The organism is Ensifer sp. 2TAB8 (genome assembly GCF_052115125.1).
GTDB lineage: Bacteria > Pseudomonadota > Alphaproteobacteria > Rhizobiales > Rhizobiaceae > Ensifer.
This window is the reverse complement of record NZ_JBFRGB010000001.1, coordinates 425218-446430: the sequence shown is the minus strand read 5'-3', so window position 1 is coordinate 446430 and position 21213 is coordinate 425218. Positions and strand designations below refer to the sequence as shown.

Here is a 21213-nt window from a genome sequence, read left to right as displayed (position 1 = left end):
CGCCACCGGCTGATCGTGTCTCTAAAGGTCATGCGGGGCCGGTTCGACCCAGCATCGTCCCGATCTAGGGCGCCCAGTAAATCTGCACCGGTGATACGGCACGGCGCAGCATGGCGCGGATCGGCATATCCTTCTCGTCGCCGGCTTCTTTCGCCTTGGCGAGAACTGTCTTCTTGCCTTCGCCTTCGATGTGCAGCACCAGCAGGTGCGCATCCTGAAGGCTGGCAAAGGTGAAGGTCAGGCGGGGTTCGCCGGCCCCTTCCGCTTCCATGGTGATTACGCCGCGCGGCGTTGCCGGATCGATGGCGCGCGCGAGTTGTGATCCACCCGGGAAGAACGACGCGGTATGCCCGTCCGTTCCCATGCCGAGAATGGCGACATCGAACGGTGCGCCGATCTTGGCGGTTTCGCGGCTTGCTGCTTCTGCCGCAGCGTCAGCGGACGGAGCCGCATGATAGAGGGGTATGAACGTCGCTGCTGCGGCCTTGTCCTGGAGCAGGTTGGCGGCAACCAGGCCATGGTTCGAGCGGTCGCTTTCCGGCGGTACGAAACGTTCGTCGACGAGCGTCACGTTCACCTTGTCCCAGGCGATGTCCTTCTTGGAAAGCGCCTGGAAGAAGGCCTTGGGGGTGGAGCCGCCCGAGACGGCGATACTCGCGGAACCGCGCGTGGCGATGCCGGCGGTCAGCGCCTGGCTCACGGCATCGGCAAGGCCTTCCGCCAGTGCCGTACCATTCTCGAAGGTATGAAGCTTAGAGGTCATCGGCGCACCTATATCGCATCGTTCCAAGTGCGGCCGTCGCGCTCGATCAGCGCGATCGACTGGCTCGGGCCCCAGGTGCCGGCGGTGTAGCCCTGGACCTGCTGCCCGGTTTCCTCCCAGGCCTTCAGGATCGGATCGACCCACTTCCATGCCGCCTCGACTTCGTCACGGCGCACGAACAGCGTCTGGTTGTTGCGCACGACATCGAACAGCAGCCGCTCATAGGCGTCGGCATTGCGCACGGCAAAAGCCTCGGCAAAACTCATGTCGAGCGAGACGTTGCGCAAGCGCATGCCGCCCGGGCCAGGGTCCTTGATCATCAGCGACTGCTTGACGCCTTCGTTCGGCTGCAGCCGGATGACCAGCTGGTTGGCCGAAATGCGGCCGGCATTGTTGTCGAAGATCGAGTGCGGGATCTGCTTGAAGGTGATGACGATTTCCGACATGCGGCCGGCAAGGCGCTTGCCGGTGCGAATGTAGAAGGGCACGCCGGCCCAGCGCCAGTTGCTGACCTCAGCCTTGATCGCCACGAAAGTCTCGGTGTTCGAGACGCCGCCTTCGAGTTCTTCGAGGTAGCCCTTGACCGGACCGCCAGCCGAGGCGCCGGCCCGATATTGCCCGCGCACCGTCACCTGCTCGACATTCGACGAGGTGATCGGCTTCAGCGCGCGCAGAACCTTGAGCTTCTCGTCGCGAACCGCTTCGGCGTCCATGGACGTCGGCGCTTCCATGGCGACGAAGCAGACGAGCTGCAGGATGTGGTTCTGCACCATGTCGCGCAGCGCACCGGCCTTGTCATAGTAGCCGGCACGGTTTTCGAGGCCGACGGCTTCCGACACGGTGATCTGCACGTGGTCGATATGGGCGGAATTCCACAGCGGCTCGTAAAGCGCATTGGCGAAGCGCAGCGCCATCAGGTTCTGCACCGTCTCCTTGCCGAGATAGTGGTCGATGCGGAAGATCTGCTCTTCGCGGAAGACCTTGCCGATCGTGTCGTTGAGCTCGGTCGCCGAGGCGAGGTCGCGGCCGATCGGCTTTTCGACGACGATGCGGGTGTTCTTGGTGATCAGCTTGTGATCGCGGATGCGTTCGGAAATGTCGCCGAAGATTGCCGGGCCGACCGCGAGGTAGAAGGCGCGGATGCGCTCCTTGCCTTCTTCGAGGATCTTCTTCAGTGCGTCCCAGCCCTGATCCGACTTAGCGTCGACCGATACGTAGAACAGGCGTGCGGCGAACTTCGCGACTTCCTCTTCCTTGTATTCGTCTGCCTTCAGATGCTCCTTCAGTGCATCGACGGCAAACTTGCGATAGTCCTCATGGCTGAGTGCCGCGCGCGAGGCGCCGATGATGCGCGTCGGCTCGGTGATCTGGCCTTCCAACTGGCGGTGATAGAGCGCCGGCAACAGCTTGCGCTCCGCAAGATCGCCGGTGCCCCCGAACACCACATAGTCAAATGGTTCGACGGGGATGATCTGGCTGCTCATGGGATATCTCGATCTGTTCAGGTCAGGGGCACATATAATCTAATCGATTTAAAGGCGCTAGTGCGGGATGAGGAAAAGTGCGCGCGGTTTTCCGCCCGCATCCCGCACTATCTTCTAACTATCGATCACGTTTATGATTTTGGGTCGAGCCGACCCAAAACCATCGTGATCTAAAGTGCGGCGCAATAAAATGCAGCCGCAAGCGTTTTTCAGAACCTGTCGCGTAATGCGTACCAGCTAAGCGCGAAGAAGAGAAGGGCGGAGCGGAACCGCGTGCCGCCCGGGAAAGCCGGGATTTTCAGGGCTTTCAGCAGGTCGAGCTCGGTGTCCTTGCCGAGCGCCAGATCGGCATAGAGCTTGCCGCAATAGTTGGAGAGCATCACGCCGTGGCCGGAATAGCCGCCGATCGAGGTGACGCCGGGCATGACCTCGCGACAGAAGGGCGTGCGCGGCATGGTGATGCCGACGGAGCCGCCCCAGGCATGGGTGATTTCGATATTGGCAAGCTCCGGATAGATCTCGCTGATCTGCCGGCGGATGTGGCTCGAGATATCGAGCGGGTTGTCGGCGGTATAGGCCTCGCGTCCGCCGAAGAGCAGCCGCCCATCCCGTGATTTGCGGAAGTATCGTACGACGAAGCGCGAATCGTCGACCGATTCGCCGCCGGGTATGACGTTCGGATAGTCGCCAAGAGCTTTCGTTGCGCCGATGAAGGAGCGGATCGGCATGACGTGGCTGGCACTTACCGGCTCCAGATTGCCAATATAGGCGTTGCAGGCGACGAGCACCCGGTCGGCAATAATCGTGCCGCGATCGGTGGTGATCACGATTGCGCCGCTCTGGCGGTCAATCTTCAGGGCCTTCGTCTGCTCGAAAAGATTGGCGCCGGCGAGCGCCGCCTGTCTTGCAAGGCCCACCAAAAGTTTCATCGGGTGGATATGGCCGGTACCGGCATCGCGGATGCCGAAATGGTAGTGGCTGGACCCGAGTCGGCTCGCGGTTTCCTCGCGATCCATGAAGGAAAGATGCGGATAGCCGAAGCGTGCCGCCATTGCTTCCGCATGGTCGCGATAGTCTTTTTCGAGGCTTTTCTTGTGGCCGACCGAGAGTTGGCCCGGCACGAACTCGATGTCGATCTGGTGCGCGCTGGCGAAATCGAGCACGTAGCGCTTGGCATTCTCGGCCATGTCGAAAAGCGCCTGCGCCCGTTCGTGGCCGAGGCTTTCTTCCGTCTCGTCCGCCCAGGCGCGTTGCCCGGTGCCGAACTGGCCGCCATTGCGGCCAGAGGCACCGTCGCCGAAGCGGCAGGCGTCGATCAAGGTAACGTCGACGCCCTGCCGTGCCAGGTTCCAGGCAGCCTGTAGCCCCGTATAGCCGCCGCCGATGATCGCGACATTGGCTTTCCGCGATCCCGGCATGGCGGGATATTCCGGCCGATCCGGAACCGTTGCCTCATACCAGGAGTAACCGGGCGAGATCGGGCTTTGCCAGGGCATGGGAAACCTCTGAGGTCAGACGTTGAGAAGCAGGAATTCGCGTTCCCAGGGACTGATGACCTGCATGAAGGTCTCGAACTCGCCACGTTTGACGCCGGCATAGATGGCGATGAACTCCGGGCTCAGCACTTCGGCGAGCGACGGCGCCGATTCCAGGAGCGATACGGCCTCGAGCAGGCCACGGGGCAGGAGGATCTCGCCCTCGTTCGCCGTATCCTCGGTCGGTGCCGTCGGCTCCCGCTGCTCGATGATGCCGAGATAGCCGCAGGCAAGTGAGGCCGCGAGCGCCAGATAGGGGTTTGCGTCCGAGCTCGGCAGCCGGTTCTCGATACGCCGGGCGATCGGCTCCGATACCGGAATGCGGAACGCCGTGGTGCGGTTATCGTAGCCCCAGGCGGTATTCACCGGCGCCGACATGTCGGGCGTGAGCCGGCGATAGGAGTTCACATAGGGGGCCATCATCACGAGCGTGCGCGGCACGTAGTGCTGCATCCCGCCGATGAAGTGGAAGAACTCCTTCGATGCCGAGCCGTCAGGGTTCGAGAACAGGTTGCGGCCTGTGTTGATCTCGACCACCGACTGGTGGATGTGCATCGCCGAACCCGGCTGGCCCTGCATCGGCTTTGCCATGAAGGTGGCATAGATGCCGTGTTTCAGCGCCGCTTCGCGGATCGTCCGCTTGAACAGGAAGACCTGGTCGGCAAGCTCGATCGGGTCGCCGTGGCGAAGGTTGATCTCAAGCTGGGCCGGACCCTCCTCGTGGATCAGCGTGTCGATCTCCAGCCCCTGCTTCTCGGAGAAGTGGTAGATGTCGTCGATCAGTTCGTCGAACTCGTTGATGCCGGCGATCGAATAGCCCTGACCGCCAAGGATGGAGCGGCCGGAACGGCCCTTCGGCGGGTGCAGCGGGTAGTCCGGGTCGTCGTTCTGGGCGACGAGATAGAACTCGATTTCCGGTGCCACCACCGGCTTCCAGCCCTTCTGGCGATAAAGCTCGACCACGCGTTTCAAAACGTTGCGCGGAGTGTAGCTGATCTGTTCGCCCTGCGAACCGACGATGTCGCAGATCACCTGCGCCGTCGGGTCGGTTTCCCAGGGCACGACCGAAAGGGTCGAGAGGTCGGGCACGAGCTTGATGTCGCTGTCACGGGAATCGTAGCGGAACTGCCCGGTTTCATCAGGGTATTCGCCCGAAATCGTGTGGCGGTAGACGGCCGAAGGCAGAGCTAGCGACGTGTTGGACGTGAATTTCGAGGTCGGCATCATCTTGCCGCGCGGAACGCCGGCAAGGTCTGGCGTGATGCATTCGATGTCTTCGATGCCGCGGATCTTGAGCCAGTCCGTGGCTTCCTTCCAGGTGCTCACGCCGCGGAGGGAATGCAGGGCGGGGGGGATTTTCGAGGATTTGCTGGTTTTCGTTGTTTGTTGGGCGGCACTTCTCTTCGAGGGCATAAATCACCGGTTTTGGCTTCGGATGACGCATCATAACCGTAGATTGGCAATTGGCTAGATGGGCTTCGTCATTGACTTTCGTCTCCGCCACCGGGAAGGAAGGACAAAAGAGCTGGGGTGTTTCGTGGCTGACAAGAAGGATGTGGTCATCATCGGCGCCGGTGCCGCGGGCATGATGTGCGCCATTGAGGCGGGTAAGCGTGGGCGCCGTGTGGCTGTGCTCGATCATGCCAAGGCGCCGGGCGAGAAGATCCGCATTTCCGGCGGCGGCCGCTGCAACTTCACCAATATCCATGCGGGGCCGAAGAACTTCCTGTCGGCCAACCCGCATTTCTGCAAGTCGGCGCTGGCGCGTTACACCCCGCGCGATTTTCTCGCACTGATCGAAAAGCACGGCATCGCCTGGCACGAAAAGACGCTTGGCCAGCTCTTCTGCGACCATTCGGCCAAGGACATCATCAAGATGCTGCTTTCTGAAATGCGCGAGGTCCATGCCGAACTGCGGCTGGAAACCTCGATCGAGAGCGTCGAGCGTCACGGTGCGGGCTTCCGGATCATGACCGATGAGGGGCCGATCGATGCGCAGTCGCTCGTCATCGCCAGCGGCGGCAAGTCGATCCCGAAGATGGGTGCGACCGGGCTCGCCTACCGGATCGCCGAGCAGTTCGGTCTGGCCACGGTCGAAACGCGGCCGGGCCTTGTGCCGTTGACGCTTGATCCGGCGCAACTCGAAACGATCGGGGGACTGGCGGGCGTCGCAGCTGATGCCGAAGCCCGGTTCGGCAAGACGGCGTTTCGCGAAGCGGTGCTGATTACCCACCGAGGTCTAAGCGGCCCGGCGATCCTTCAGATCTCCTCCTATTGGCGCGAAGGACAGGAGATCGAGTTGCGGCTGATGCCGGACGTCGACATCGCCGCGATCCTGAAAGAGATCCGTCGCACCCACGGCAAGCAGGCGGCGCAGACGGCGCTTGGTGACATCCTGCCACGCCGGCTCGCACAGTTCTTCGCCGATGGCACGAAGCTCACCGGCCGTCAGCTGGCCGACCTCTCGGACAAGACGCTCAATCAGCTTGCGGCCTCGATCCAGGCCTGGACGATCAAGCCAGCCGGATCGGAGGGCTATCGCACGGCCGAAGTCACGCTCGGCGGCGTCGACACCAATGGGCTCGATTCCAAGACGATGCAGGCGAAGGCGGTGCCGGGCCTCTACTTCATCGGCGAATGCGTCGATGTGACCGGGTGGCTTGGCGGCTACAATTTCCAATGGGCCTGGGCATCGGGCTTTGCTGCCGGGCTGGACGCCTGATCTCCCTGCTTTTGGTGGGTCGCGCTTCAGCAATTGTTAACGGATCTGATCAAACCTTTATTTTCGTCGGCACAGCCGGCGGTTGGTGAGATCGGATTGTCACATAAACGGAAATAACACTGTTTCCTATTTTTTGACTTTCCTCCGCCACGGCATGGCTGCAATATGTGTGTGACTGGCAAGCCGGTTCATCCGGGCCGATGGTTGCTGGTCGATGTGACAAGGACAGGATGCCATGAACGAACCACGCCGCCGTTCCCGCGCCATCGCGATTGCCCGCACCGACGAAAGCCGTCAGCAGAAGGCCGCTGTCACGCGCCTCGCACTGATCGCCTTCTTCGCCGTAGCCGCGCTCGCAACCATTCCGGCCCTTTGGTTCTGATCACCGGCGACCGGCCCTAGCGGCCGGTTCCATGGGGCGCAGCGTAAGCCGCCCCCGCGCCCCTTCGGATTTTCCGCCGCAGGCGATTGCGCTTATATAATTTTTAATCGTTCAAATTGAATAGTACGACGATGTGAGTTTCGTCAGGTTCGCGCTGCCTGGAGGGGTGGCGCGGATCCGCAATGATTGCCGACGGACTTGCGGCGTGCGCCGTATGATTTTCCGAAAAACATCAGCCTGTTTGCGCATCGGGTGGCTCTCGATCGTTCGCGCCTTCACGCCCTGTCGTGGAACGCGCAGACGTCTCGAGCCGTCGGGGGAGGCGAATGCGAGCTGCGAGCCAAGGTGTTTTCAATGTTCATTGATAGAATTCTTGCCCGTTTCAAGATCCAGACGAAGGTGCTCTTTTTCATCCTGCCTTTCGTCGTCAGCATCTGTGCCGTCGGTATCACCGGCCTCTATGCATCCGGCCTGCTTCAGGGCCGCATGGAGATTTCCAACAGCGTGCTGCAGACATTGAGCGGCTTCAAGGATGTCTATGCGGGCATGAACGCCTTCCTGCATTCGACGACCGAGGAAACCAGGCAAGCGGTCCAGTCGAAGATTTCGGCCCAGAAGGATGTGCTTGCCGCGACGGCCGCGCAGGTCGCCGGCCAGAGCGGCCAGGACGAGCTGACGGCCGCAATCGCCGCGACAAACGACATCGAGGCGCGTATTGACGGCCTCTGGAAGCTGCATGTCGGTGAACAGGAGCTGCGCGCCGCGATGGCTGCGAATCTCGACGCACTGCTGATCGAGCGCTCCAAGATCAACGAGGAATCGAACCGGCTGCAATACGCCGTGCGGAAGAACGAAAACGCCGCCAAGACCATGCTGCGCGAAGCCGAGAAGCTGATGCGCGCCAGCCGCTTCTTCAGTGAATTCGGCACCGAAGTCAGCAAGGCGATCACCGTCGACGACAAGCTGAAGGCCGTCAAGGAACGTTTCCCGATGATCGGCCGCACCGAGCGCGACATCTTCCGCCTTTTGCCGAAGGACGAGAAGTCGCTCACCGAAACGATCACCTCGGCCTCGAGCGAGATCGGCTCGCTGCTAAAGGCGCCGGCCGGTCCGGAAACGCTTGCCGGTATCTCCAAGTACGTCGACCGTTTCCGCACCGCGAGCTTCCGCCTGGAGGCAGCATCGGTCGGCAAGATGCGTGATGCGACGCGCATTTTCGCCGAGCTCGACGAGCAGATCGTCACGACGGAATCGGTGTTGACCGCAACCCGCCGGCTCGCCGCGTCGATCACGGACATCCAGATCTCCGCTGCGACCTTCATGGGGCAGACGAACGAAGAGAACCGCCAGAAGCTGCTCGACAAGTCACTTGCCGTTCAGCAGAACATGGCGACGCTGCGTGGCGTTGCCAGCGATGGCGCTTCCTTCGACAAGATTGCCGATACGCTGATGCCGATCCTGACGGCGATGAAGAAGGATGCCGCAGCACTCGTCGAAATCACCGTTAAGCGCACCTCGGACTTCGACGCCGCCGGCCAGTCGATCGACCAGATCTGGGGCGATCTCACCGGCTTTGCCGAGCAGCAGAAGGTGGCTGCGGGAACGGAGCGCCAGGAAGCAAATCAGATCTCGGTCGCTGCAACCGTCGCCGGCGTCGTCATCGCGCTGCTGGCCGGCATTGCGCTGACGCTGACGCTGAAGAAGCCGATCGGCCAGATCACCGCTGCCATGCGTCGCCTCGCAGATGGTCGCCTCGACACCGCAATCGACGGCGATGCCCGTCGCGACGAAATCGGCGACATGGCGCGTGCGCTCGGCGTGTTCAAGGAGAACGCGCTTTCCAAGGTGCGCATCGAGGCCGAGAGCGAAGAGCAGCGGACACGCGCCGATATGGAGCGCAGCCGCAACGACCAGGAAAAGCGCGAACTCGATCGCCAGATCGATCTGGCCGTCAGCGAGCTTGCGGCCGGCCTCGGTCGCCTGGCGCAGGGCGACCTCTCGCGCCAGATCGAGGTTCCCTTCCACGGACGTCTCGAACAGTTGCGCGAAGACTTCAACGGCTCGCTGATCCGCCTGCAGGATACGCTCTCGCAGATCCGTGCCAATGCGCAGGCGATCCAGGAAAGCGGCTCCAGCATGCACCATGCCGCGGACTCGCTGTCGAAGCGGACCGAAGCGCAAGCCGCATCGCTCGAAGAAACCGCCGCCGCCGTCGACCAGATCACCGTGACCGTTCGCTCGTCGGCCGAACGCGCCGGAGAAGCCAACCATGCTGTGATCCAGACGAAGCGCAGCGCCGACAGTTCGGCCACCGTCGTCACCAACGCAATCGCCGCCATGGGACGCATCGAGGACGCCTCGCGCCAGATCGAGCAGATCATCGAGGTGATCGACGACATCGCCTTCCAGACGAACCTCCTGGCGCTGAACGCCGGCATCGAGGCGGCGCGTGCGGGTGAAGCGGGTAAGGGTTTTGCCGTTGTCGCCCAGGAAGTGCGTGAACTGGCACAGCGTTCGGCAGAGGCCGCGCGCGAAATCAAGGGCCTCATCAATAAGTCGACGACCGAGGTCAATGCGGGTTCGCACCTGGTCAAGGAAACGGGCGAAGTGCTGGCATCGATCAGCGCGCAGATCGTCACCGTCAGCCAGCACGTCGAGATGATCGCGACGGCAAGCCGCGATCAGGCCGTGGCCTTGAACGAGGTCAACGGCTCGGTCAACCAGATGGACCAGATGACACAGCAGAACGCATCCATGGTCGAGGAAGCGACGGCGACGAGCCGGTCGCTCGCGCACCAGGCGGACACGCTGATGATGCTTGTCGAGCAGTTCCGCCTGGAGCCGGAAGCAGACGAATACAACTACCGGGCCGCCTGAGGCGACCGGCTATCGAATTCGCTGACGGCGGACGTTCCGTCTTCCGGCGAAGGCACGGCAAACCGGAATCGCCGTGCGACATAACAACGGCAGGGGCTAACATTGCACCGCGTGGCCGCAGGGCTCCGCGGTGCTCTTTTTTTCAGCGCCGACGCGCCTCATGCGTCGCTCTGCGATCCTGGCGGTCAAGGCGTTGAACAGGCGCCGAAAATATCCCGGCGGCTTCGGATCGAAGTCTTCGTCCCAACGCCTGTTTTTCAGGGCCATGTCGGCGATATAGACCATTGCCATCATTTCCATCGTGATGCTCCTCATGTGGTGGGCATCACCTCTTTTATGCATCAAAAGCAGTTTTACATACACCGGATAACGGCCTATGTTTTTCAGCCATGAAAAACCTGGATTGGGATATCTACCGCTGTTTCATGAGCGTGGCGCGCACGGGCGGCTTGACCGGAGCGGCGCAGACGCTCGGCTCGAGCCCGGCCACTGTCGGGCGGCGGATGCTGGAACTCGAGGAGCGGACGGGTCGTGCGCTGTTCCTGCGCAGCCAGACCGGCTACCAGCTCACGGGCGATGGCGAGCTTCTTTTCGAGCAGCTCCAGGAGATGGAAGCCGCCGCGCGCCGGGTCGAGAGCTGGCGGCGCGAGGGTGAAGGCGCGACCGTCCGCATCACCGTCGGTACCTGGATCGCCTGGCTGCTTGCCGAGAACTTCCCGGCGCTCTGCACCGAGAGGGACGGCTTCAGCCTCGCGATAACCGTCGGCGAGACGCGCGCCAGCCTTGCCTATCGCGAGACCGACATCGGCATCCGCGCATTCGAGCCCGAGGAGACCTATCTGGCGGCGAGCCCGGTCGGCGACGTCGCCTATGCCGCCTACCGCCAGAAGAACGCGCCGTCGGCTGTCAGCTCCCGGTGGGTGGCCGTGGGCGAAGAGGAAGCGATTTCGTCCTATCTTCGCTGGCCGCACCAGCAGGCGGATGGCCGGATCGTCGCGACGATCACGCGGCCGCGCTCGCTTTTGGATCTCGCCCGCGCCGGCGCCGGTTGCGCCGTGCTGCCCTGTTTCGTCGGTGATCTCGACCCGATGCTGGAACGGGCCGGTGAGGAGATCCCGGCGCTACGGCACCGGCAATGGATCGTGATGAACAACGAAGACCGGCACCGAAGGGAAATCCGCACGGTGGTCGACCGCATGACGAAGCTGTTGCGCAGCCATGCCGACGTCTTTGCCGGAAAACGACCGCGTCGCGGCTGAACAGGTGTGCAGTCGGCCGGCATCCAGGCCGCGTGATTAGCATTGGATCTGCGCGTTTGCTCAACGCATCAGGAGTTTGACGAGGGCCGCCTGGGAATTGACCCGGGTCTTGGCATAGATGCTTTTCAGCTGGGTGCGGATCGTCTCGTAGCTGACGCCGTTGGCATGCGACATTTCCTTCAGCGTCAGGCCGGCGGCGACGCCGGAGGCGATGCGGATTTCGGCCGGCGTGAGGCCGTAGCTGTCCTTCAGATGGTCGAGGCGTTGGTCGCAAACGAGCGACGTCGCCGGCTCGATCAGCACCGCGACCGTGGGGCCATCCAGAAGTTCGGTAAAGATGTTGGCGCTTCGCCGGACCAGGGTGATCCGGAAAGCGCCATCCTCCGCGGTCGTGACGATGCGAACCTGCGGCTGCGCCGGGGCGCCGACCGGTGAGGCTAGCAGCTCTAGCGCCGCATTGGTTTCCGGTTCGTCCATGAACAGGCGCCCGCTGAGCGTGACGCGAAACGGAGAGCCCTTGGCCGCCATCTGTTCGGCGTTGTCGTTCATCGAACGGATGCGGAGATTGTCGCCGACATAGATGACGCCGACGCCGATCGTATCGAGCAGCGTCCGGCCCTCATGCTGTTCGGCCATCATCAGGTCGCGCCGCCGCAGGAAGTCGAAGGCGCGCTTCAGATGGGGAGCAAGCAGGGTGTATTGATCGGCTGCCTGCTGGTTGACCTGTTCGTCCGTCGACGACGTACAGGTCGATACCAGCAATGTGCGGGTCGGGCTGCGCACGATCGTCACGCCCACGGTGGTCTCGCAGCCGGTCTGGCTCTTCAGCCAATCATTGTAGAACTCGGATTTGATGAGGTCCGTGCGTGAGACGATGTGTTCGCCGGAAAGGCCCCGCCCCACTGGTACGAGCACCGACTTCGGAATCCACGGGTTGATCGCCGCGAAGTGGTTGTTGAACTGGTCGATGGCATCAGGGGTAAAGCCGGAGACGTAGGGCACGCAGGCGGCTGGCGATGTCAGATCGTGGTAGTGCAGCGCCGAGCGCCCGTCTGGCATGGTCGTCGTCAGCCGGTCGAGAAAGTCCTGCCAGCTGCAGTCGCCAAAGGCGGCGCCGTAGATCAGCTCCGTCAGTTCGGCCGTATCGGCAGCTTTCGTCGATCGATACATGCTTGCCCCTAGCTAACATAGGCTAGGCTAATGTAACCCGCTGCAAGCCGACCGATCAACTTGAAATGGCAGTTCAAAGGCAAGCGTTGAATCACGATTCAGTGTTACAACCATGAATGGCCGGCATTCTCGCCGGCCATTCCGATCTCGTGCAACGTCATATCGTCGCTTTGATAGACGTAAAAATCAACCTGAAATTGCTTTCGTCGCTCTCATTGCGGCCAGCGGCTGAAATGAAATTGACGAAAGCAGGGCCATCGCAAGCATCATCGCGATCAGCATCACGGCCGGCCCTGAGTAACGATGACGGGGATCAGAAGATCGCCCCAGTTGCCTTCGCCGCCGTGATGGCGAGCCGAGCGAACGAGCTCGACCGATACGCCGGCGTCGACGGCTTTCATGACGGACTGGTTGAGGCGGTGCAGGTCGTTGGCGACCATGCGGATCGCAGCCTGCTGGTCCGGGGTCATTGCCGAAGACTGCTCCTCGGCCCGTTCCTTGACGCGTGTCTGGACTGTCATTGGACTTCTCCTTGAGGTTCGAGGCTGGAATGGGATGCGGGTTCCGTCCGCATCCCGCCCCAATTTCTGGGGATCGGCAGGAGCGCAGCGGGCAGGGATTGCCGCGCTCCCGCCGGGCTTTCACTCTGCGGCCGGGCGGAACTGATCGTGCTCGGTCGATTCTTTCATGGCGGTCGTCGAGGATTGGCCGCCGGTGATCGCCATCGAAACGGCGTCGAAGTAGCCGGTGCCCACCTCACGCTGGTGCTTGGTGGCGGTGTAGCCGTTGGCCTCGGCTGCGAACTCCGCCTCCTGCAGCTCCGAATAGGCGGCCATCTGCCGCGCCTTGTAGTCGCGCGCCAGCTCGAACATGCCGAAGTTCAGCTGATGGAAGCCGGCAAGCGTGATGAACTGGAACTTGTAGCCCATCGCGCCCAGCTCCCGCTGGAACTTGGCGATCGTTGCGTCGTCGAGGTTCTTCTTCCAATTGAACGACGGCGAGCAGTTGTAGGCGAGCAGCTTGCCCGGATGCACCTTGTGCACGCCCTCGGCAAACTTGCGGGCCTGCACTAGGTCCGGCTTCGATGTTTCGCACCAGATCAGGTCGCAATGGGGCGCATAGGCCACCGCGCGGGCGATGCAGGGCTCGAGCCCGTTCTTCACCTGGTAGAAGCCTTCGACCGTGCGGCCGGCATCGTAATCAACGAAGGGACGGTCGCGCTCATCGATGTCGGAGGTCAAGAGCTTGGCCGCTTCCGCGTCGGTTCGGGCGATGACCAGCGTCGGTGTGCCCATAACGTCGGCAGCGAGCCGCGCCGCATTCAGGTTGCGGATATGGGCCGCCGTCGGGATCAGAACCTTGCCGCCGAGGTGACCGCACTTCTTTTCCGATGCGAGCTGGTCCTCGTAATGGACACCCGCGGCACCCGCTTCGATGAAAGCCTTCATGATCTCGAAGGCATTGAGCGGACCGCCGAAGCCGGCTTCGGCATCGGCGACGATCGGCGCGAACCAAGTGTCGACCGAAAGGCCGTTGCCTTCGGAGGTCTCGATCTGGTCGGCGCGCTGCAGCGTGCGGTTGATGCGCTTGGCAAGCTCGGGTGCGGCATTGGCCGGATAGAGCGACTGGTCCGGATACATGGCCGAAGCGGTGTTGGCGTCGGCAGCAACCTGCCAGCCGGATAGATAGATCGCCTTCAGGCCGGCGCGGACCATCTGCATGGCTTGGTTGCCCGAGAGCGCGCCGAGAGCGTTGACGAAGTCATCCTCGTGAATGAGCTTCCACAAGCGGTTCGCGCCCATTTCGGCCAGCGAATGGCGGATCTCGACCGACCCGCGCAGCCGCTTCACGGCCTCTGCACCATAGGGGCGTTCGATGCCATCGAAGCGGCCATGCGGCGCGCTCGGAACAAGCTTGTAAAAATCAGTCATTACATTCTCCCGTCAAAACCGGGCATCCATTCGACTTTTGTCGTTCGGTGCTTTTCGTTTCGAGTTCATGTGACAGTTTTTACATTGCGCTGCGACATTCGGCTAATGGAAACAGAGAAATGGTGAGACCAAAAGGGTTATCTTGTCTTGCCTTTGACAGAAGTGCGAAGTAAATTTGTAAAAAGTGTAAATCATGCTGTGCGGCAGAGATTGTAAAGGTAATTACAAATGGCCGAAAACAAGATCTTTGCCGGGCCGCGGGTCAGGCGTATCCGCAATGGCCTGTCGCTGACACAGACGGCCATGGCCGATGCGCTCGGGATCTCGCCGTCCTACCTCAATCTGATCGAGCGCAATCAGCGGCCCTTGACGGTGCAGCTGCTTTTGAAACTCGCCTCGGTCTACAAGGTCGATCTCGACGAGTTGCAGGGGGAAACCGGCGGCAGCCTCGCGCAGTTGCGCGAGGTTTTCGCCGATCCGCTTCTCTCGGCGGAGCTGCCGGGAGAGCAGGAACTGATCGAGGTGGCGGAAGCCGCCCCCAATGCCGCCGGCGGTGTCGTCAAGCTCTACCGCGCCTATCGCGAGCAGGCGGCTCGCCTCAAGGACCTCGCCGATCTCCTGGCGGGGCAGGGGCACATGGAGGCGCTTTCGGGCACGCGGCTGCCGATGGACGAGGTGCGCGAGACATTCGAAACCCGGCCCAATCATTTTGCTGCAATCGAGGCGGCAGCAGAAGCCTTCCATGAGGCGCTGTCGCCTGGCGATGACCTTGTGGGCGCTCTGAAGACTTGGTTGAAGAAGGAGCATGGCCTGGTGGTGCGCAGCCTGCCGGTGCATGCGATGCCCAACCTGCGCCGGCGCTTTGACCGCCATTCCATGCGCCTTTTCATCTCCGAACGGCTGTCGCCCTATGACCAGTTGCGCGAGATCGCCATGGAGGCGGTATCGATCGCCTGCCACGACGCGATCATCGCGGAACTCGAGCCCTTGCGTTTCTCGACTGCGGAGGCGCGCCGTATCGCTCGCTTCGAGCTTGCGCGCTATGGCGCGCATGCGCTGATGATGCCCTATGCCGCCTTCCTCGCCGCGGCGCAGCGCGCGAAATATGATGTCGATATGTTGCGCGCCCGCTTTCAGGTCTCCTTCGAGCAGGCCGCCAACCGGCTGACCATGCTGCAGCGCCCCGGAGCGCAGGGCGTGCCGTTCTTCCTGATGGAGATCGACAATGCCGGCCACCGCCTGCGGCGGGCCGGTGCATCAGGCTTCCCGCAGGCGAAATTCGGCGGCGGCTGTCCGAAGCTCAATATCCATGCCGCATTCTCGGTGCCCGGGCAGGTTCTGGTCGATCGTGTCGAAATGCCCGATGGCGCTGCGTTTCTGACGGTGGCACGCACGTTGGACGGCCCACAGGCGGCATTCCAGGAGCGGGTCCGGCGCACGGCCCTGCTTCTCGGTTGCGAAGCATCCTTCGCCGACGAGGTCGTCTACGGTTCGGCGCTGCCGCCTGCGGTCGCAATTGGTGCTGCCTGTCGGCTCTGCGAGCGGCAGGGCTGCCTCGCGCGTGCCGAGCCGCCGGTCACGCGGCCGCTCGGGCTCGATGAGATGGCGACCGGCCTCAGTGTCTTTGATTTTCAGTAGCTGACGGGATGCTGGTTCGGCAGTAACGGTGCGTTCGGCGCGAAGCATTCCGCTGGCAGTCCGGTCGTGTAGCCCCGGGTAATGTGCGCCTTGTCCGCATAGGCCCTGTCGCGCATCAGGATCGCGTGCAATTCGGGCAGATTGTAGAAGGGCACACCGGGATAGAGATGGTGCTCGAGGTGGTAGTTGATGTTGTGGGGGGCAAAGAACAGCTTCTCCCAGGCATGCGGATAGACCGTGCGTGAGCTCGTCAATTCGTCGCTGTAGTCCATGTTGCCGAAGTGTTCGGCGACGCTGCGTATATAGAGAAACAGGCAGAAGAACGTAAGGAACGGCACCACCCAGTAGAGCGCCACTTCCCGCCAGATACCGAGCAGCGTGAAGATCGCCGCCGCGGCCACATAGAAGCCGATGCGCAGCACCTTGTATTGAAGCGTCGAGCGGTCGTTCTTTCCCATGCGCTTGGCCATATGCAGCATGTCGCGCAGCGAGTTGACCGCGACGAGATAGCCAAGCAACTGGGCGACGCCGCGCACAAGCTTCTGCGGGAAGGTGAATTGCGGCATGCCGAGCTTTGCCGTCCAGTCCGGATCCGCGTCGGTATTGGCGTGTTGATGATGGGCGAGATGGTTCTGGCGATAGCCGTCGACGGTCGCAAGCACCGGCCAGGCGAGCAGGAGATCGCTCATCCAGTCGCTGAGTTTACGGTTGCGGATGATGCGATAATGCGCCGCCTCGTGGATCATGCAGCCGAGCGCGTGCATGCGTCCGGCTATCAGCACCACGGCGATCAGGTAGACAAGCGGATTGCCGGCATATTCGCTGACGGCGATTGCCGTTGCAATCATCGCCCAATTGAAAGCGATTGCGCTCAGCGCCTTTCGCGGTTCGAGCACGGAAAGGCGTTTCAATTCCTTGGGGTCGATCCTGCGGCGCCGCCCGCCCATGGCCTTTTCGCCAATGATCTTCTCGCCCATCGCTATATCCGTACCTTGATGCACAACCGGAGCGAAAATCGCACGGCGGTTATGGTTAATCAATTGTAAACGTCGGTCCGTACATGTCGAGCATGGACATGGTTAACTGCGGTGGACGCTGCCGCCCGGTTTGATGAGGGGTGCGGCGCTTCGCCATAAGTACCCGATTTTCCTTGACTTGTGAAAATCGTTGGCCGATGCGACGGCGCCTTTTATTGGCACGAAAGCGCTTGAGGTTATCGAGAAACATGCCTAACCTCGCGGCCTGAGCGAAGCGGATAGACGGTGCCCGGCATGCCGGGCCCGATATGAAAAATCAAAAGGGGAGTTGTATGTCCAAGCTCATCGTCACAACCCTGGCGGCAGCCGTCCTGGCCGGTTCGACCATGCTGGCCTCGGCGCAGGAGCGCGTGGTCAACGTCTACAACTGGTCGGATTACATCGACAGCAGTATTCTGGAAGACTTCACCAAGGAGACGGGCATCAAGGTCGTCTACGACGTCTTCGATTCCAACGAGATCCTGGAGACGAAGCTGCTCGCGGGCGGTTCGGGCTACGACGTCGTCGTGCCGACGGCGACCTTCCTGCAGCGGCAGATCGCTGCCGGCGTGTTCCAGAAGCTCGACAAGTCGAAGCTGCCGAACCTTTCCAATATGTGGGATGTGATCATGGATCGTACGGCCAAGTACGATCCGGGCAACGACTATGCCATCGACTACATGTGGGGCACCACCGGCATCGGCTACAATGTCGACAAGATGAAGGCGATCCTCGGCACCGACGAGAAGCCCAACTGGGACGTCATCTTCAAGCCGGAACTGGCGGCGAAGTTCAAGGATTGCGGCATCCACATCCTCGATTCCCCGACCGACGTCATGCCTTCGGCGCTCGCTTATCTCGGCCTCAACCCGGATAGCCACGAGGCTGCCGATTTGGAAAAGGCGGCTGAGCTGCTGGCGAGCATCCGTCCCTATGTGCGCAAGTTCCATTCCTCGGAATACATCAACGCGCTCGCCAACGGCGACATCTGCCTCGCAATCGGCTTCTCCGGCGACGTCTTCCAGGCCCGCGACCGTGCGGCCGAAGCAAAGGCCGGTGTGACCGTCGACTACGCGATCCCCTCGCAGGGCGCGCAGATGTGGTTCGACATGCTTGCGATCCCTGCTGACGCACCGCACGTCGAGGAAGCCCATGCGTTCCTCAACTACATGATGAAGCCCGAAGTCGTGGCCAAGGCATCGAACTATGTCTTCTATGCTAACGGCAACAAGGCCTCGCAGCAGTTCCTCGACAAGGCCGTTCTGGAAGACAGCGCCATTTATCCGTCGGACGAGGTGATGCAGAAACTGTTCACGGTGACGCCCTTCGAGGCGAAAGAACAGAGGGTATTGACCCGACTCTGGACAAAGGTCGTAACCGGCCAGTAAGAGCGGAAAACGAATTGCCCGGACCTCAAAATCCGGGCAATTTTCTTAAGGGGGCACCGGGGAAAACGAGAGTGCCCATCGGCTGTATCATTCGGGGATAGATGATGAAGTCTCTCGGCAGTATCCGGCGGTCCTTTGCCCCTTGGGCGGATCCCGCTTCCAAGCCATTCATTTCCTTCAAGAACGTGACGAAGCGGTTCGGCGACTTTACCGCCGTCGACGACCTTTCGCTGGACATCTACACGCGCGAGTTCTTTGCGCTTCTCGGCGCCTCGGGCTGCGGAAAATCGACGCTTCTGCGCATGCTCGCCGGCTTCGAGCAGCCAACGTCGGGCGAGATCATTCTCGACGGCCAGAGCCTGGCCGGCATCCCGCCCTACCGGCGGCCCGTCAACATGATGTTCCAGTCCTACGCGCTCTTTCCGCACATGACGGTGGAGAACAACATCGCCTTCGGACTGAAGCAGGACGGTATGCCGAAGGCGGACATCGCAGCGCGTGTGGCGCAGATGCTGAAGCTGGTGAAGCTCGAGAAGTTTGCCCAGCGCAAGCCGCACCAGCTTTCCGGTGGCCAGCGCCAGCGCGTGGCACTCGCCCGCTCGCTTGCCAAGCGGCCGAAGGTGCTGCTCCTCGACGAGCCGCTCGGTGCGCTCGACAAGAAACTGCGCGAGGAAACCCAGTTCGAACTGATGGACCTGCAGCAGGAACTCGGCCTTACCTTCGTGGTCGTCACCCACGACCAGGAGGAGGCGATGACCATGGCCGACCGCATCGCGGTCATGAGCCACGGCAAGGTCATCCAGGTTGCGACCCCGGCCGAGATCTATGAGGCGCCGAATTCCCGTTTCGTTGCGGACTTCATCGGCGACGTCAACATTTTCGAGGGAGCGGTCGCTGGAGCCGAGGGCGGCTATGTCCGCCTTGAAGGCACCAATGGTTTCCCCATCCGCATGGCCTCCCCCGAAACGCCGGCCACAGGCGGCAAGTCGGCCGTTGCTGTCCGTCCGGAAAAAATCCGCGTGGGCCGGCAGCCACCGGCCCACGCGCCCGTGAACACTGTCCAGGGCGAGATCTGGGATATCGGCTATCTCGGCGACATGACGGTCTTCCATGTGCGCCTGAAGGATGGACGCGTGATCAAGGCATCGTCGCTGAATGCGGTGCGCGCGGTTGAGGATCCGCTTGGTTACGACCAGGAAGTGTGGGTTTCCTTCGGCGAAGACGCCGGCGTCGTTCTGAAGGATTGAGACCATGACACGCGTCGCTTCCGCTGTCTTCAGCCGCCTCGTCATCATCATCCCCTATGCCTGGCTGCTGTTTTTCTTCCTCATCCCCTTCTTCATCGTCTTCCGTATATCACTGTCGCAGACGGCAGTGGCGATGCCGCCCTATACGCCGGTCTTCGATCTCTTTGGCGGCCTGTCCGGCATCGTTGAAAAGGCGAGAGAATTCTCGTTCGACAACTATGTCTGGCTGACGGAGGATGTCCTCTACTTCAATGCCTATGTGTCGAGCGTCGTCATTGCGGCGGTTTCGACCGTGCTGACGCTGCTGATCGCCTATCCGGTCGCCTACGGCATGGCGAAGGCGCCGAAGACCATTCGGCCGACGCTCTTGATGCTGGTGATCCTGCCGTTCTGGACGAGCTTCCTGATCCGCGTCTACGCCTGGATTGCGATCCTCAAGCCCGAGGGTCTGCTCAACCAGTTCCTGATGAGCATCAACGTCATCGACCAGCCGCTGATCATCCTCAACACCAATTGGGCGATCTATATCGGCATCGTCTATTCATACCTGCCCTTCATGGTGCTGCCGATCTACTCCTCACTGGAGAAGATGGACCACTCGCTGACCGAAGCGGCGCTCGATCTCGGCTGCACGCCGTTCACCGCCTTCTGGCGGGTCACGTTCCCATTGTCGCTGGCGGGCGTGGTCGCCGGCTGCCTGCTTGTCTTCATTCCTGCGGTCGGCGAGTTCGTCATCCCCGATCTGCTCGGCGGTTCGGAGACGCTGATGATCGGCAAGACGCTTTGGAACGAGTTCAACGCCAACCGCGACTGGCCGGTTTCCTCGGCCGTGGCGACGATCCTGTTGCTGATCCTGGTGCTGCCGATCGTCTATTTCCAGAACGCGCAGGCGAAAGCCGATGGCGAGGGGAGGTAGGTCATGGGCACCTGGTCACGTTTCAACATCGCCTCGATCGTTCTCGGCTTCGGGTTCCTGTACCTGCCGATCGTGCTTCTGATTATCTTCTCCTTCAACGAATCGAAGCTCGTCACGGTCTGGGCCGGCTTTTCGACCAAGTGGTACACGCAACTCTGGCACAATCAGGCGCTGCTCGATGCTGCCTGGGTGACGATCCGCGTCGCGTTGATCTCGGCGACCTGTGCAACCGTGCTTGGAACGCTTGCAGCGATCGCGCTCGTTCGCTACACGCGCTTTCGCGGTCGCATGCTGTTCTCCGGCATGGTCTATGCGCCACTCGTCATGCCCGAGGTGATCACCGGCCTGTCGCTGCTGCTGCTGTTCGTGGCCATCGGTCTCGACCGCGGCTTCTGGACGATCACGCTGGCGCACATCACTTTCACCATGTGCTTCGTTGCCGTGGTCGTGCAGTCGCGGCTCCTGAGCTTCGACCGGTCGATCGAAGAGGCAGCACTCGATCTTGGGGCGACCCCGGTTGCGACCTTCTTCGCGATCACCTTGCCGGTCATTGCGCCGGCGGTGTTTTCCGGCTGGGTGCTGGCCTTCACCTTGTCGCTGGATGATCTCGTGATCTCGAGCTTCACGACCGGACCGGGTGCAACCACGCTGCCTATGAAGATCTACAGTCAGGTGCGGCTTGGCGTGACGCCGGAAATCAACGCGATCTGCACGATCCTGATCGGTGTCGTCGCGATCGGGGTGGTCGTCGCCTCCATCGTCACCAAGCAGCGCGAGGTACAGCGCGAGCGTGACGAACGGGCCGCCTTTGCCCAATCCTGAACCGATGCGGCTCTGCGCCTGGCGGAAGATTGCTTTGCGTTCGTCCTGATTTTCAAGCCAACG

19 protein-coding genes are annotated in these 21213 nt (G+C 61.7%); 9 read left to right on the top strand and 10 right to left on the bottom strand.

From position 1 onward, the window contains the following. Positions 1-64 precede the first annotated feature (64 nt). The 4 genes from pgl to AB4Z53_RS02215 all read right to left on the bottom strand — a co-directional run bounded on the left by pgl (position 65) and on the right by AB4Z53_RS02215 (position 5195). A complete protein-coding gene (gene pgl / locus AB4Z53_RS02230) occupies positions 65-763 on the bottom strand; it encodes a 6-phosphogluconolactonase (RefSeq protein ID WP_441594446.1) in 699 nt (232 codons plus the stop codon). 8 nt (positions 764-771) lie between these two features. Next, positions 772-2247, bottom strand: coding sequence for a glucose-6-phosphate dehydrogenase (gene zwf / locus AB4Z53_RS02225; RefSeq protein ID WP_113536391.1), 1476 nt, complete (start codon positions 2245-2247; stop codon positions 772-774). A gap of 209 nt (positions 2248-2456) precedes the next feature. Beyond that, positions 2457-3743 (bottom strand): NAD(P)/FAD-dependent oxidoreductase, encoded by a 1287-nt coding sequence (locus AB4Z53_RS02220; protein ID WP_113536390.1) that lies wholly within the window; start codon positions 3741-3743, stop codon positions 2457-2459. A 15-nt stretch (positions 3744-3758) separates the two neighbouring features. Next, complete coding sequence (locus AB4Z53_RS02215) at positions 3759-5195, bottom strand: glutamine synthetase family protein (RefSeq protein WP_113536389.1); 1437 nt, start codon at positions 5193-5195, stop codon at positions 3759-3761. A gap of 124 nt (positions 5196-5319) precedes the next feature. Here AB4Z53_RS02215 and AB4Z53_RS02210 point away from each other — a divergent pair, with 124 nt between their 5' ends. From AB4Z53_RS02210 to AB4Z53_RS02200, 3 genes are all read left to right on the top strand, one after another. Then, the gene (locus AB4Z53_RS02210; RefSeq protein WP_441594444.1) at positions 5320-6504 is read left to right on the top strand and encodes an NAD(P)/FAD-dependent oxidoreductase; all 1185 of its coding nucleotides are present in this window, start codon (positions 5320-5322) and stop codon (positions 6502-6504) included. 235 nt (positions 6505-6739) lie between these two features. Continuing rightward, positions 6740-6886, top strand: coding sequence for a hypothetical protein (locus tag AB4Z53_RS02205; protein ID WP_441594442.1), 147 nt, complete (start codon positions 6740-6742; stop codon positions 6884-6886). A 354-nt stretch (positions 6887-7240) separates the two neighbouring features. After that, positions 7241-9763 carry a methyl-accepting chemotaxis protein gene (locus AB4Z53_RS02200; RefSeq protein WP_441594440.1) on the top strand — a complete coding sequence of 841 codons (2523 nt, stop codon included), beginning with the start codon at positions 7241-7243 and terminating at the stop codon, positions 9761-9763. Between the two features lie 96 nt (positions 9764-9859). Here AB4Z53_RS02200 and AB4Z53_RS02195 read toward each other — a convergent pair whose 3' ends face one another. Then, positions 9860-10126, bottom strand: a complete 267-nt coding sequence (locus AB4Z53_RS02195; RefSeq protein ID WP_441594439.1) for a hypothetical protein — start codon at positions 10124-10126, stop codon at positions 9860-9862. Positions 10127-10152: 26 nt separating this feature from the next. Between AB4Z53_RS02195 and AB4Z53_RS02190 the strand changes: the two genes are divergently transcribed. Then, positions 10153-11022: a LysR family transcriptional regulator gene (locus AB4Z53_RS02190; protein WP_441594437.1), complete on the top strand. Its 870-nt coding sequence runs from the start codon at positions 10153-10155 to the stop codon at positions 11020-11022. 60 nt (positions 11023-11082) lie between these two features. On the opposite strand, the gene AB4Z53_RS02185 is transcribed toward AB4Z53_RS02190, so the two are convergent. From AB4Z53_RS02185 to aceA, 3 genes are all read right to left on the bottom strand, one after another. Continuing rightward, complete coding sequence (locus AB4Z53_RS02185; RefSeq protein ID WP_441594435.1) at positions 11083-12192, bottom strand: helix-turn-helix transcriptional regulator; 1110 nt, start codon at positions 12190-12192, stop codon at positions 11083-11085. A gap of 281 nt (positions 12193-12473) precedes the next feature. Continuing rightward, positions 12474-12713, bottom strand: a complete 240-nt coding sequence (locus tag AB4Z53_RS02180; RefSeq protein WP_034800815.1) for an SMc00767 family acetate metabolism repressor — start codon at positions 12711-12713, stop codon at positions 12474-12476. Between the two features lie 120 nt (positions 12714-12833). Beyond that, positions 12834-14123 carry an isocitrate lyase gene (gene aceA, locus AB4Z53_RS02175; protein WP_113536383.1) on the bottom strand — a complete coding sequence of 430 codons (1290 nt, stop codon included), beginning with the start codon at positions 14121-14123 and terminating at the stop codon, positions 12834-12836. A 228-nt stretch (positions 14124-14351) separates the two neighbouring features. Here aceA and AB4Z53_RS02170 point away from each other — a divergent pair, with 228 nt between their 5' ends. Then, the gene (locus AB4Z53_RS02170; RefSeq protein WP_441594433.1) at positions 14352-15761 is read left to right on the top strand and encodes a helix-turn-helix domain-containing protein; all 1410 of its coding nucleotides are present in this window, start codon (positions 14352-14354) and stop codon (positions 15759-15761) included. Here the strand turns inward: AB4Z53_RS02170 and AB4Z53_RS02165 are convergent. Both AB4Z53_RS02165 and AB4Z53_RS02160 read right to left on the bottom strand, forming a co-directional pair. Further along, positions 15755-16738, bottom strand: coding sequence for a fatty acid desaturase family protein (locus AB4Z53_RS02165; RefSeq protein WP_441594431.1), 984 nt, complete (start codon positions 16736-16738; stop codon positions 15755-15757). The two genes, AB4Z53_RS02170 and AB4Z53_RS02165, sit on opposite strands and share 7 nt — an antisense overlap. Positions 16739-16793: 55 nt before the next feature. Beyond that, positions 16794-16988 (bottom strand): hypothetical protein, encoded by a 195-nt coding sequence (locus tag AB4Z53_RS02160; protein ID WP_441594429.1) that lies wholly within the window; start codon positions 16986-16988, stop codon positions 16794-16796. Positions 16989-17070: 82 nt separating this feature from the next. Between AB4Z53_RS02160 and AB4Z53_RS02155 the strand changes: the two genes are divergently transcribed. From AB4Z53_RS02155 to AB4Z53_RS02140, 4 genes are all read left to right on the top strand, one after another. After that, positions 17071-18165: a polyamine ABC transporter substrate-binding protein gene (locus AB4Z53_RS02155; RefSeq protein ID WP_113536380.1), complete on the top strand. Its 1095-nt coding sequence runs from the start codon at positions 17071-17073 to the stop codon at positions 18163-18165. 104 nt (positions 18166-18269) lie between these two features. Next, positions 18270-19412: an ABC transporter ATP-binding protein gene (locus AB4Z53_RS02150; RefSeq protein WP_441595219.1), complete on the top strand. Its 1143-nt coding sequence runs from the start codon at positions 18270-18272 to the stop codon at positions 19410-19412. A gap of 4 nt (positions 19413-19416) precedes the next feature. Continuing rightward, complete coding sequence (locus tag AB4Z53_RS02145; protein ID WP_441594427.1) at positions 19417-20328, top strand: ABC transporter permease subunit; 912 nt, start codon at positions 19417-19419, stop codon at positions 20326-20328. A 3-nt stretch (positions 20329-20331) separates the two neighbouring features. Then, on the top strand, positions 20332-21150 hold the full coding sequence (locus AB4Z53_RS02140; RefSeq protein ID WP_291149263.1) for an ABC transporter permease subunit: 819 nt from the start codon (positions 20332-20334) through the stop codon (positions 21148-21150). Positions 21151-21213: the final 63 nt, after the last annotated feature.